At 60.6% G+C, this 12,397-nt stretch carries 15 protein-coding genes; 9 read left to right on the plus strand and 6 right to left on the minus strand.

The window, feature by feature from the left end:
• Positions 1 to 48 precede the first annotated feature (48 nt).
• Together glp and moaB are read right to left on the minus strand one after the other, a co-directional pair.
• On the minus strand, positions 49 to 1,275 hold the full coding sequence (gene glp / locus HBO09_RS23330; protein WP_169998277.1) for a gephyrin-like molybdotransferase Glp: 1,227 nt from the start codon (positions 1,273 to 1,275) through the stop codon (positions 49 to 51).
• The gene (gene moaB, locus HBO09_RS23335; RefSeq protein WP_029298095.1) at positions 1,259 to 1,798 is read right to left on the minus strand and encodes a molybdenum cofactor biosynthesis protein B; all 540 of its coding nucleotides are present in this window, start codon (positions 1,796 to 1,798) and stop codon (positions 1,259 to 1,261) included. Before moaB ends, glp begins: the two co-directional genes overlap by 17 nt.
• Positions 1,799 to 1,874: 76 nt before the next feature.
• Here moaB and mobA point away from each other — a divergent pair, with 76 nt between their 5' ends.
• On the plus strand, positions 1,875 to 2,477 hold the full coding sequence (mobA, locus tag HBO09_RS23340) for a molybdenum cofactor guanylyltransferase MobA (RefSeq protein WP_169998279.1): 603 nt from the start codon (positions 1,875 to 1,877) through the stop codon (positions 2,475 to 2,477).
• A gap of 80 nt (positions 2,478 to 2,557) precedes the next feature.
• On the plus strand, positions 2,558 to 2,779 hold the full coding sequence (locus tag HBO09_RS23345; protein ID WP_029298091.1) for a YgdI/YgdR family lipoprotein: 222 nt from the start codon (positions 2,558 to 2,560) through the stop codon (positions 2,777 to 2,779).
• A 68-nt stretch (positions 2,780 to 2,847) separates the two neighbouring features.
• Here the strand turns inward: HBO09_RS23345 and HBO09_RS23350 are convergent, their stop codons facing one another.
• The 3 genes from HBO09_RS23350 to HBO09_RS23360 all read right to left on the minus strand — a co-directional run bounded on the left by HBO09_RS23350 (position 2,848) and on the right by HBO09_RS23360 (position 4,435).
• Positions 2,848 to 3,738, minus strand: coding sequence for a pseudouridine synthase (locus HBO09_RS23350; protein ID WP_169998281.1), 891 nt, complete (start codon positions 3,736 to 3,738; stop codon positions 2,848 to 2,850).
• 50 nt (positions 3,739 to 3,788) lie between these two features.
• Positions 3,789 to 4,124: a hypothetical protein gene (locus HBO09_RS23355; RefSeq protein WP_029298086.1), complete on the minus strand. Its 336-nt coding sequence runs from the start codon at positions 4,122 to 4,124 to the stop codon at positions 3,789 to 3,791.
• 74 nt (positions 4,125 to 4,198) lie between these two features.
• Positions 4,199 to 4,435, minus strand: coding sequence for a glutaredoxin family protein (locus tag HBO09_RS23360; protein ID WP_169998317.1), 237 nt, complete (start codon positions 4,433 to 4,435; stop codon positions 4,199 to 4,201).
• A 154-nt stretch (positions 4,436 to 4,589) separates the two neighbouring features.
• Between HBO09_RS23360 and HBO09_RS23365 the strand changes: the two genes are divergently transcribed.
• Positions 4,590 to 6,320, plus strand: coding sequence for a monovalent cation:proton antiporter-2 (CPA2) family protein (locus tag HBO09_RS23365; RefSeq protein WP_169998283.1), 1,731 nt, complete (start codon positions 4,590 to 4,592; stop codon positions 6,318 to 6,320).
• On the opposite strand, the gene HBO09_RS23370 is transcribed toward HBO09_RS23365, so the two are convergent.
• Positions 6,307 to 7,515 (minus strand): ammonium transporter, encoded by a 1,209-nt coding sequence (locus HBO09_RS23370; RefSeq protein WP_169998285.1) that lies wholly within the window; start codon positions 7,513 to 7,515, stop codon positions 6,307 to 6,309. The two genes, HBO09_RS23365 and HBO09_RS23370, sit on opposite strands and share 14 nt — an antisense overlap.
• 354 nt (positions 7,516 to 7,869) lie before the next feature.
• Here HBO09_RS23370 and HBO09_RS23375 point away from each other — a divergent pair, with 354 nt between their 5' ends.
• The 6 genes from HBO09_RS23375 (at position 7,870) to HBO09_RS23400 (ending at position 12,221) form a co-directional block, all read left to right on the plus strand.
• Entirely contained in the window at positions 7,870 to 8,184 is a 315-nt protein-coding gene (locus tag HBO09_RS23375; RefSeq protein WP_029298079.1) for a YqjD family protein, read from the plus strand.
• Between the two features lie 2 nt (positions 8,185 to 8,186).
• Positions 8,187 to 8,573 carry a phage holin family protein gene (locus HBO09_RS23380; RefSeq protein ID WP_029298076.1) on the plus strand — a complete coding sequence of 129 codons (387 nt, stop codon included), beginning with the start codon at positions 8,187 to 8,189 and terminating at the stop codon, positions 8,571 to 8,573.
• Positions 8,570 to 8,911: a hypothetical protein gene (locus tag HBO09_RS23385; protein WP_057439165.1), complete on the plus strand. Its 342-nt coding sequence runs from the start codon at positions 8,570 to 8,572 to the stop codon at positions 8,909 to 8,911. Before HBO09_RS23380 ends, HBO09_RS23385 begins: the two co-directional genes overlap by 4 nt.
• Before the next feature lie 94 nt (positions 8,912 to 9,005).
• Positions 9,006 to 10,169, plus strand: a complete 1,164-nt coding sequence (locus tag HBO09_RS23390; RefSeq protein ID WP_169998287.1) for an EAL domain-containing protein — start codon at positions 9,006 to 9,008, stop codon at positions 10,167 to 10,169.
• A gap of 72 nt (positions 10,170 to 10,241) precedes the next feature.
• Positions 10,242 to 11,573, plus strand: coding sequence for a deoxyguanosinetriphosphate triphosphohydrolase (locus tag HBO09_RS23395; protein ID WP_169998290.1), 1,332 nt, complete (start codon positions 10,242 to 10,244; stop codon positions 11,571 to 11,573).
• 246 nt (positions 11,574 to 11,819) lie between these two features.
• The gene (locus HBO09_RS23400; protein ID WP_169998292.1) at positions 11,820 to 12,221 is read left to right on the plus strand and encodes a response regulator; all 402 of its coding nucleotides are present in this window, start codon (positions 11,820 to 11,822) and stop codon (positions 12,219 to 12,221) included.
• Positions 12,222 to 12,397: the final 176 nt, after the last annotated feature.

The following is a 12,397-nucleotide window of genomic DNA, read 5'->3' on the forward strand; positions in this document are numbered from 1 at the left end:
TTGACCTTCGGCAGTCGGAAAAAAGCCATTGGGCTGAGAATTAATTCTTCAGCCCAACACTTCGCTCAGGGGAATGAAGTTCACCCGGTCGCCGATAGCCAAGGTGGTGCCTTCCAGGACTTCCACCAATCCCTCGGCCCAGGCGGCACTGCGCAATACGCCGGAGCTCTGGTTCTGGTAGATCACCGCCTGTCCCTGCTCCAGGCGCCCGCGCAGGTACTCGCGACGGTTGCCCGGCTTGGCCCAGACGAATCCCACCGGGACTTCAAAACGCAGGGGCTGCACCGCTTCGACACCCTGGCGGCGCAGCAGGTATGGCCGTGCCAGCAGAGCGAACGTGACCAGGGTGGACGCTGGATTCCCCGGCAGACCGATCACCGGCACACCACGGAAATGGCCGAATGTCAGTGGTTTGCCAGGCTTGATCGCCAGCTTCCACAAGGCCAGCTCACCCTCCTCGCGTAGTGCGATGCCAAGGAAGTCGGCTTCGCCCACCGAAACACCACCGGTGGACAGGATCAGGTCAACCGAACCCAGTGCCCCCAGGCGGGTGCGGGTCAATTCCAGGTCATCGGGCAAGATACCGGCGTCGATCACCTCGCAGCCCAGGCGTTGCAACCAACTGCATAGCACCCGCCGGTTGCTGTTGTAGATTTGCCCCGGCCCCAGGGGCAGGCCCGGCTCGATCAACTCGTCGCCAGTGGACAGCACCGCCACACGCACGCGACGCACCACCGCCAGGCGGTCGCGCCCCAGGGAGGCCGCCAGGCCCAGTTCAATCGGGCCGAGCCGCGTACCGGCCGCCAAGACCTCTTCACCGACCGTAGTCTCCTGGCCCTTGGGCCGGATGTTTTGCCCTACCCGCAGCGCCTGGGTAAAGCTCACGCGCTGATCGGGTTGCACCTCGGCGTTTTCCTGCATTTCCACGCAGTCGGCCCCTTCGGGTACCGGGGCTCCAGTGAAGATCCGCGCACAGGTACCCACCGCCAAGGGCTCGGGGGCCTGGCCGGCGAAGATGCGCTGGCTCACCACCAACGGCTCACCCGTCCAGTCGGCGGTACATAAGGCGTAGCCGTCCATGGCGCTGTTGGGCCAGGGCGGCAGGTCGAGGGTGGACACCAACGCCTCGGCCAACACGCGCCCGTCGCACTCGGCCAATGGCAGATATTGCCGCTCACGGATCGGTGCGGCCTCGGCCATGTTCAACAGGCGCTCGAGTGCTTCTTCTACCGGCATCAATGCACCGGCTTTTCCCGGCTTACCCACGGGATTCACACGGCTCGGCCAGCTTGAGGTGCGGCACGAAATTGCAGGGGCGGTGACGGGCATCCAATTGCTCAGCAAGGATCCCATCCCAACCGGTACGCACCGCATTGGTGGAACCCGGCAGGCAGCACACCAGGGTGCCATTGGCCAGGCCGGCCAAGGCGCGGGACTGCACAGTGGAAGTACCGATATCGGCGACCGAAATCTGCCGGAACAGCTCGCCAAACCCGTCCACTTGCTTGTCCAGCAGGCAACTGACAGCTTCCGGGGTGCTGTCGCGGCCAGTGAAGCCGGTACCGCCGGTAATCAGCACCACTTGCACCACGTCCTCGGCGATCCAGTGCGCCACTTGCGCACGGATTTTGTAGAGGTCATCTTTGAGCAGTACCCGTTCGGCCAGGCGATGGCCGGCCGCGAGCAGGCGGTCAACGAATACCTGCCCGGAGGTGTCGGTTTCCAGGGTGCGGGTGTCGCTGACGGTCAGTACAGCGATGTTAAGAGGTACGAAAGGCGCATCAGCCTTGGCTTTCATGGCTCGGTCCGGTTGTCGAAGGAACAGCCCGATGTTATATCACAGCCCCCTATTTCACTGCCGCTGCGGAGCCGTCATGCCATTCAATTCTTCGCCTCTGCCCTGCTCGATCCTCTTGCTGGCCGGCGGTCGCGGCCAGCGCATGGGCGGACTGGACAAGGGCCTGCTCGACTGGCACGGGCAACCGCTGATTGCCCACCTGCACCAACAGGTGCGACCGTTGACCGATGACCTGATCATTTCCTGCAACCGCAACCAGGCGCAGTACGCCACCTATGGCGACCAGTTGGTAAGCGACGACAGTCCGGATTTCCCTGGCCCCTTGGCCGGCATCCGTGCCGGGCTGGCCGTAGCACGCCATGAACACCTATTGGTATTGCCCTGTGATGTGCCGCACATCGACGGGCAGTTGCTGACAGACCTGCTCGAAACCGCCCGACAACACCCACAGGTGCCGGTAATGATCCGGCATGGCACGTTCTGGGAACCTCTGCTCTGCGTCATACCGACGCGCCTGCGCGACGCGGTGGAAGACGCCTGGCATGCTGCAGAGCGCAGCCCACGCCAGATCCTGCTGAAACTGGGGGCTCAGGCGCTCGATTGCGCAGAAAACGACCCGCGCCTGGCCAACCTCAATACACCAGAGTTGTTGCGCCCACGCCCCGGCGTGTCAGAATGAGCGCTAGACAAGGAACTTTGCCGACGTTGCATACGTCACAAGGTCAGAACTCAACACAGCATTACTCTCGGAGAAGACTCATGACCCAACGGACCATCGCCGCTCTCATGCTTGCACTGGGCCTCGCTACCCTCGCCGGTTGCGCCTCGCCAACAGTGATCACCCTGAATGACGGTCGCGAAATCCAGGCTGTCGACACCCCTAAATTCGATCAGGATTCGGGCTTCTACGAATTCGAACAACTGGATGGCAAGCGTACCCGCATCAACAAGGATCAGGTTCGCACCGTTAAAGACCTGTAAGTCTTAACGCCAGATACAACAAAGCCCGCTTTTGAGCGGGCTTTGTTGTATCTGGGGTGTGGGAAACATCACCACTCAAGCACGATCCTACTGCTGAAACTGCGCTCCTCGCCCGTCACCGGGTCAATAAACCGTACGCCCTGGGCCAGCAACTTGAGCGGGTTGGCATAATCATCCACGGCATCCTTGATGACCTCGGGGTAAAACGGATCATTGCAGATGCTCGCGCCCAACGCCGTCATGTGCACCCGCAGTTGATGCTTCTTGCCCGTCACCGGAAACAGGCCATAACGCCACAGGTCGCCGTTTTTTTCGCGCACCTGCACCGCGGTTTCAGTGTTGCTCACACCTGGCCCTTCCTGCATGCGGAAGAACGGTTCGCCATCCACCAGGCGACTCTTGTGCACCAGCGGAAATGTCAGCGCAGGCAAGGCCGGCGCAATGGCTTCGTAGAACTTGTCGATCTGGCGGGTGGGGAACAGTTGTTGATAGGCCGAGCGGCTTTGCGGGTTGGCAGAGAACAACACCAGCCCAGCGGTATGGCGATCAATACGATGCAGCGGCACCAGCGACGGGTTGTCCAGACGGCGGATCAGGCGGCGCAGCAATGTCTGCTCGACATACTCACCGGCTGGGGTCACTGGCAGGAAGTGTGGCTTGTCGGCCACCACCAGATGCTCATCGGCGTACAGGATGGCCTCCTGCACCGGGATCGGCTTTTCATCCGGCACTTCGCGAAAGTAGTGGATGCGCAAACCTTCCTTGTAGGCCAGGTCCACGGCGATGGGCTGGCCATTGCCATCCAGCACCCGGCCACGGGCGATGCGGTCCAGCCACTGTTCGCGGCCGATCGCGCGAAAGTGCTCGCACAGGCAATCAAGCACCGTCACCCAGGGGCCAGGCGGCAGGTACAGCGTACTGGCTTGGTTCTGGGCAGCGGAAAAACCGGTATCGGACATGCGTACACTCAAGGCCTGGAAAGACTAAGGGGGCATTATCCTCCAGAATCTCAAGCCCTGACCAATTCGGCCCGCAGTACCGGCGAGGCACTGGCAGCCTCGGTGAACTCCTTGAGCCAGCGCAGTACGTCCACCGCCTCCCAGCGGCCAGGATCGTACAGCGCATACAGCAAGCCCTGGTACCCAACCACATCCAACTGCTTGTGATAACCGGCGCGCTGGAACAACGCTTCGATTTCGGCAAAGCAGGTATTGAAATGCACTTTGTTGAACGGCGTCTTGCCTTCCGTGACCAGGCCATCGAGCCGCAGCTCATTCACAGCATCGCGCACGATATCGACGGACATGCGGTTGACGCTGCTTTTCAATTGTTCAACATTCACCACGGGCGTTCCCTCTCACTCAATCGCTGTACAAACATACAGTAACCGAATAATCAGCAACCTGCCATGGGTTGGCGCTAGATTAGAAAGGTGACCACCTGTTCAGTGTCGAACGGCCAGCCCAGTTCCGCCCCGGTATCGACCCGGCGCAGCACCGGAATGCTTAGGCCATAGGCTTCGAACAGCGCTTGTGAATCAGCGATATCCACCAACTCGACCAGCAGCCCGTGTTCGACCAACGGCATGATTTCATCTTCGGCAAGTTCACACAGATGGCAGCCCAGGGTACCGAACAACTGGCATTCAGGAGGCATGACGTACAGACCCGATAAAAAACAGGTACTCATTCTAGGCCCCGGGAAAAACCTCGTCGAGTCATGACAAAGACCTGATCCAGATCACCATGGCCTATAACTGATTCAGCGATTCTCGCGGCTTTTTTCCTGCAACACCCCGACGGAGATGTCTGTGTTTGCCAACCTGCTGATCATTCTTGCCTCATCCCTGGTCGTCATTGCACTGTTCCGCCGTCTGCAACTGCCGCCGGTGCTCGGCTACCTGTGCGTGGGCCTGGCCGTCGGGCCAACGGCCCTGGATTGGGTCAATGACAGCGAAGACCTGCCCGACCTCGCCGAACTGGGAGTGGTGTTCCTGCTATTTTCCCTGGGCCTGGAGTTTTCCCTGTCCAAGATGCTCACCCTGCGCCGGGTGGTGTTTGGTCTTGGCAGTCTGCAGGTATTGTGCTGCAGCGTGCTGCTGGGTGCCTTGTTGCTATTGATGGGCATGTCGCCAGTGGCGGCGTTGCTGCTGGGGGCCGGGCTGGCACTGTCATCCACCGCCATTGTGAGCAAGGAGTTGACCAGCCTGGGGGAGATTTTCAGCAGCCATGGGCAGAACGCGATTGGCGTTCTGCTGTTCCAGGATGTGGTCGCGGTGCTGCTGCTGACCCTGGTCCCGGTATTTGCCGGCAGCAGCGAGCAGGCCTGGTACTGGGCACTGCCCCTGACCCTGGGCAAGACCGTGGTGTTGTTTCTCGGCCTGCTGCTCGCCAGCCGCTGGCTGCTGCCGCGCCTGTTCCATGAAGTGGCCGCCTCACATTCGGCGGAACTGTTCGTGCTACTGGCCCTGGTGATCGTGTTGCTCACCGCCTGGCTCACACACTTGCTGGGCCTGTCGCCGGCCCTCGGCGCGTTCCTGGCGGGCATGCTGCTAGGTGAAAGTCACTACCGGCACCAGATCGAAGCCGATATCCGACCATTTCGCGACATCCTGCTGGGGCTGTTTTTTGTCAGTATTGGCATGCTGATCGACCTGCAGTTGTTCGTCAGTCACAGCCTGCTGATCCTCGGGCTGACCCTGGCACTGATGCTGATCAAGGGCTGCGTCGTAGCCGCCCTGGTCAAGCTGCGTGGCAGCGACAGCGAAACCGCCTGGCGCAGCGGCCTGGCCCTGGCCCAGGGCGGCGAGTTCTGCTTTGCACTGATGGCGCAGATGCAACTGAGCAATATGCTGCCAGGCGACATCAGCAGCCTGCTGCTGGCAGCCACTTTCTGCTCCATGCTGCTCACGCCCCTGCTATTGCGCGCCGCACCCGCTATCGCGCTGCGCCTGCATCGCAAACCCAACCAACAAGTGCAACTGGAGGCAATCACCGCGCTTAACGCCGAGTTGCGCGGGCATGTAGTGATCTGCGGCTATGGCCGGGTCGGTCAATCCATCGGGCGCTTCCTGCGCCGTGAACAACAGGCGTTCATTGCCCTGGACGATGACCCCGAACGCGTGCAGGAAGCCGCGACCGAGGACAGCAGCGTGCATTATGGTGACTGCCGGCGCGGTGCCCTGCTCAGCGCTATGGGCCTGGAACGCGCGCGCCTGGTGGTGATTGCCGTAGACAACAGCGACGTGGCCCTGACGGTGCTCAAGGAAGCACGGCGGATCAACCATAAAGTGCCGATCCTGGTGCGCACCCGCGACGACAGCCAGTTGACTGAACTGAAAGCCGCCGGCGCCAGTGAAGTGGTGCCGGAGCTACTGGAGTCGAGCCTGATGCTCGCGTCCCACGCGATGATCATGCTCGGCCTGCCCGACCAGCAGGTACGCGACCGGGTCGACGAGGTGCGGCGCAATCGCTACCGCTTGCTCCACGGTTTCTACCAGCACACCGACGACAGCCGTGAAGCCCCGATCAATCCTGACTGACTGCGCCAATCTTATGGATCGACAAATCCGCGCCGTAGTACTCCTCTTCCTGGCTCAAGCGCAGGCCGCACACGCGCTTGAGCACGCCGTACACCAACAATCCGCCAGCCAGGGCCACCACAACCCCCAGGGCTGTGCCGATCAACTGGCTGATCAGACTCACACCGCCCAGCCCACCCAAGGCGCTCTGGCCGAAGATCCCGCAGGCAATCCCACCCCACACACCGCACAAACCATGCAGCGGCCACACACCCAGCACATCATCGATCTTCCAACGAGCCTGGGCGGCGATAAAGCACCACACGAACAAGCCACCGGCAACCACACCGGTAACCAACGCGCCGACCGGATGCATCAGGTCGGACCCCGCACAAATCGCCACCAGCCCGGCCAACGGGCCATTGTGCAAGAAGCCCGGGTCGTTACGCCCAATCACCAGTGCTGCGACCGTACCGCCGACCATGGCCATCAACGAGTTGACCGCCACCAACCCGCTCACCCCGGACAGGGTCTGCGCGCTCATTACGTTGAAGCCGAACCAGCCGACGATCAATATCCACGAGCCCAGTGCCAGGAACGGAATGCTCGAAGGCGCGAACGCCACCAGGCGCCCCTCGCGATAGCGGCCCTGGCGCGGACCCAGCAGCAACACCGCCGCCAGCGCCAGCCAGCCGCCCATGGCGTGGACCACCACGGAGCCGGCAAAGTCATGGAACGCTGCGCCAAAGCTCGCCAGCAACCAGGCTTGCAGGCCGAAGTTGCCATTCCACACCATGCCCTCGAAAAACGGGTAGATGAACGCCACGATCAACGCCGTGGCGCACAACTGAGGAACAAAGCGTGCACGCTCGGCAATGCCCCCGGAGATGATCGCCGGGATAGCTGCCGCGAAGGTCAGCAGGAAAAAGAACTTCACCAGGCCATAGCCGTGGTCGGCACTGAGCACCGCGGCCGGCTGCATAAAGCTGACCCCGTAGGAGATCCAATAGCCTATAAAGAAATAGGCCAGGGTCGAAACTGCAAAATCACTGAGGATTTTCGACAACGCGTTGACTTGGTTCTTCTGCCGCACCGTCCCGACTTCCAGAAACGCGAAGCCGGCATGCATCGCCAGGACCATCACCGCGCCGATCAGAATAAACAGCGTATTGGAGCTGTGGACCAGGGTGTCCACCGCGCTTTGCACATTTTCCATGGGGATTGGCAGGCCTGCAGTTCAGGAAAAAGCACCAAAGCAGGTCATTGCCCGATGATCACGCACTAAATTGGCACTGCGCGCCCTACCCTTCTTCAGAGGGTATGAGCCGCTTTGGCGCGATGACGATTGAATAAGGCGATAACTTGCGGGTTTTTCCACGGGTTTTAGTGATTTAGGGTAAGGTTTTTCAAGGCTTTGGCCCAAACCGCCCACATTGCGCGCAAGCCTTGCGGCAGGCGCACCAAGGCAAAGCAAAAGCTGTACCAGACAATTGCAGTGAACCTTCACTGATGCCCGCGACTCTCAACCAAAACCCTGTAAAGCACCAGACAGCCACTCACGGAGATAACCATGGCCAGAAAAACGGCAAAGACTGCTCAAGAGATACTGATGGAAGATTTCCAGACCCTGGTCAGCGATACCGAAAAGCTGCTGGACGACACCGCGATTCTCGCCGGTGACCAGGCTGATGAACTGCGTTCGAAGATCCACGACAGCCTGCTGCAAGCCCGGGAAACCCTGAAACTGACCGAAGATTCCCTGCGCGAACGCGGCAAGGCGGCAGTCACCGCCACTGAAGACTACGTACAGGCCAACCCGTGGCAATCCGTAGGCATCGCTGCCGGCGTGGGCTTCCTGATCGGCCTGCTGGCTACAAGGCGCTAATCATGTCTATCGGCGAAACCGGCTCGTCCTCGGGCCCAAGCTCCACATCGCGGCGCCTCGGCGCAGCTGTCCTGGGCTTGCTGCACAGCCATGTCGAGCTGTTCGGCATCGAGTTACAGGAACAGAAGGCACGCACCGTCAGCCTGCTGCTGTTTGCCGGCCTGGCGCTGGTGTTCGCCCTGTTGCTGCTGGTGGGGTTATCGGCGCTGGTCATGATCCTCGTCTGGGACACCTATCGCCTCACCGGGATCATCAGCCTTTGCGTGTTTTACGTACTGGCCGCAGCGTTCTGCGGGCTGCGGTTGAAGGCGGCGGTGTTTGATGAATCCACGCCTTTCCACGCCACCCTCGAAGAGTTGGCCAACGACCGGGAGCGCCTGCTGCCATGAGCCTGACTGAACTGCCGCACACCAACTCCCGGCGGGAGATGCGCAAGGCCTTGATCCGCCTGCGCATGGAAATGCACCGCCAGGAAATTCGCCACGAGTCCCAGCAATTGCTGCTGCCCTTGCAAAAGGTGCGCAACATGGGCCAAAGCTGGCAAGACGGGTTTGGCATCAAGCATGCGCCGCTGTGGGGCGTCGCGGCAGTGACCCTGCTGGGATTCTTCACCGGGAAAGGCGCCAAAGGTGGCGGGATCGGCACCATGACTCGCCTGGTACGGCTCGGCGCAGGCCTGATCCCCTTGATCAAGCTGGCCATGCAGGGTGCCTCCCGCAAGCCCTGAGGTAACTGGCTGCATTCTTGCAAACGGATCAGGTCCGGTTCCCTCCCTGTAGGGGCCGGGCCTTTTCCATGCCGAAGCACCTTAAGGAGGCTCTGTGATTGACGGGCAACCGCTCGCCTGTTTCCAACCCTTTATCGATACCGCTACCGGGCGCATTGCCGGGGTGGAAGCATTGGGCCGCCTACTGCAGGCAGATGGCCAATTGCACTCGGTCGGCCCGCTGTTCGCCGACGCTCGCACGTCCGCCTCGGTGTTGCGGCGTCTGGATCGCAAGATCCGCGACAACGCCCTGAGCCGCCTGCATGAAGTGCCTGACGACTGGTTCCTGAGCCTTAACATTTCGCCACGCTGGATCACCCTCCTGCGACCAGGGCAAGCACTGCCCAGCCTGAAGCAGTTGCAGGCCCATGACGTCGATCCAAAGCGCATCGTGTTTGAGATCACCGAACTGGGAGGCGACAGCCGGCGTCTGGCAGAAGTCGTATCCCGCTACCGTGAGGCCGGTGCACGCATTGCCATCGATGATTTTGGTGCCGGGTACTCACAACTGGATCGGGTCCTGGCCCTGCGCCCGGACATCCTCAAGCTGGATATGCGCCTATTCCAGGCCGCCGCCTTGGGCGGCCCGAGCGGCGAGGTGGTGCGCGCCCTGGCGCAGATGGCAGAAAAAACCGGGTGCTGGATCATTGCCGAAGGCGTGGAAACCGAAGCGCAGTTGAGTTTTGCCCTTGAATGTGGGGCACGTTATGTCCAGGGCTACCTGTTTGCCCAGGCGCAGTTGGACTGGTTCGCTGCCGATGCATTCGTCCCGCGTTTCGCCGTACTGCGCCAGGCTTACGTCCAGCAGAAATTGGCCGAGCGTGGGCGAATCATGCTGCTGCGCCAGCAACTGATCGAACTGATGCAGATCCTGCAAGGCTGGGCACTGGCCCAGGCGCCACTCAGCCGACTGCCATGGCTGCCGGGTTTTCCCAGGTTATTGCGGTTTTATCAATGCGATCGCCACGGTACCCAACTGACCCCAAACTTCGAGTGGCGCCAGGATGCCTGGCAAGCCGACAGCCGCTACCTGGGCCACAACTGGTCATGGCGACCTTACTTCTATCATCTGTTGGCCGAGGGCTGGGAGGAACGCCGCCTGATTCTATCCAGCACCTACCGCGATGCCACGACCAATCAATACTGCCTGACAGCAGGACAATTCTTCGATAACGGTCAGCGCTTGCTGTTAATCGATATTGACGCTGCCGGCCTGTAGTTTTTCGCTTGCTCCGGGCACGCCGAACCGGGAAGCTGGAGGTCGACATTTATCCCACGGAGAGCCCTCGCCTTGGATTGGCCTACCCTGCTTACCCGCGAACGCCTTGGAAAATCCCTGCACAGCCCGGAAGAACTGGGCCGCAGCCCGTTTCACAAAGACCATGACCGGATCATCTTCTCCGGCGCCTTTCGCCGCCTGGGCCGCAAGACCCAGGTTCATCCGGTGACCAGCAATGATCATATCCACACACGGCTCACCCACTCGCTGGAAGTCAGTTGCGTGGGTCGCTCCCTGGGTATGCGCGTCGGCGAGACCATTCGCAGCGCCCTGCCCGACTGGTGCGACCCCAGTGACCTGGGGATGGTGGTGCAATCGGCGTGCCTGGCCCACGATATCGGCAACCCGCCGTTCGGCCATTCTGGCGAAGATGCAATTCGCCACTGGTTCCAGCAGGCGGCAGGCCGTGGCTGGCTGGACGACATGAGCGGCGCCGAGCGCAATGACTTCCTCAACTTCGAAGGCAACGCGCAAGGGTTCCGAGTGCTGACGCAATTGGAGTACCACCAGTTCGACGGCGGCACACGCCTGACCTACGCCACCCTGGGCACTTACCTCAAGTACCCCTGGACCGCCCGTCACGCCGACTCCCTGGGCTACAAGAAACACAAGTTCGGCTGCTACCAGAGCGAGCTGCCGATCCTTGAACAGATCGCCCAGAAACTCGGCCTGCCACAGCTCGAAGAACAACGCTGGGCGCGCCACCCGCTGGTCTACCTGATGGAGGCCGCCGACGACATCTGCTACGCCTTGATCGATCTGGAAGATGGCCTGGAAATGGACTTGCTGGAGTATGCCGAGGTCGAGTCACTGCTGTTGAACCTGGTAGGCGATGACCTGCCTGAAACCTACCGGCAACTGGGCCCCCAGGATTCCCGGCGGCGCAAACTCGCGATTCTGCGTGGCAAGGCGATCGAGCACCTGACCAACGCCGCCGCACGGGCGTTCGTTGAACAACAGCCAGCGCTGCTGGCCGGGACCCTGCAAGGCGATCTGGTGGAGCATATGCATGGCCCGGCCAAACGTTGCGTACTGAATGCCAAGGACATGGCGCGCAAGAAAATCTTCCAGGACAAGCGCAAGACACTGCATGAGATCGGCGCCTATACCACCCTGGAGATCCTCCTGAACACCTTCTGTGGCGCTGCCCTGGAACAACATGGCGGCCGTACCCCGTCCTTCAAGAATCGACGCGTCCTCGATTTGCTGGGTAATAGCGCCCCCCATCCTGATTGGCCGCTGCACCGCTCATTCCTGCGCATGATCGACTTCATCGCCGGCATGACCGACAGCTACGCCAGCGAAATGGCACGGGAGATGACTGGGCGTTCGCACCCTCAATGACCCATGGCCCGGGCAGGCTTTCCTGCCTGGGCACTTGCCTCGAAGAATCGACCTACGCTGGCACCAGAGCGGCCTGATCGAACTCGCCCCAACACCCGATGAATAATCACCCCTCTCTGATCCACTCCAGTGATCAGCTCCTACATTCACCCCAACCCACGATCGCCCAGCGCCTGGTTCATTGGGTCATTCAACACAGGCAATGGCTTGCACTTTCCCGCTGCTGCTACTTCCACGGAACCTCCTATGCCCGAACGACAATTGCGCATCCTGTTGGTGGAAGATCACCCGTTCCAACTCCTGGCCATCCAATGCCTGCTCAAGAGTTTCGGTTTCAACCAACTGACCCCTGCTGAAAATGCCGAGCAGGCGATCAAGTTGATGAGAGCAACCGAGGCCCCCTTTGATGTCATGTTATGTGATCAATGCCTGCCCGACCTCACCGGGTTGGAGCTGGTGGAGATCGCCAGCCATGCAGGCTTTGTCAAAAGTGCGGTATTGCTAAGTGGCCTGCCGGCCCTTGAACTGGAATATTTGAAAACCCTTGCCATTCAACGCAACTTGCGTCTGCTGGGGTATTTGACCAAACCCTTGAACAAAGAAGCCTGGATCGAGTTGATCAGCCAATCAGGGCTTGGCCAGGATTAAAAAGTGCGGCCTTGGAATTAAGCAAAAACAGTGTGGCAAACCTGAAGCACCCTGCCGCACCTGCATGCTGTTATCGCCTAGGTAATTTTTCAACTTCCAACGTAGGACATTAAACGCTCTTGCAAATGAAATATCACCCTTATTCAGCCTATCAATAACACCGTCCAACTTTAGAG

Source organism: Pseudomonas sp. WS 5027, from assembly GCF_012985695.1.
Lineage (GTDB): Bacteria > Pseudomonadota > Gammaproteobacteria > Pseudomonadales > Pseudomonadaceae > Aquipseudomonas > Aquipseudomonas hygromyciniae.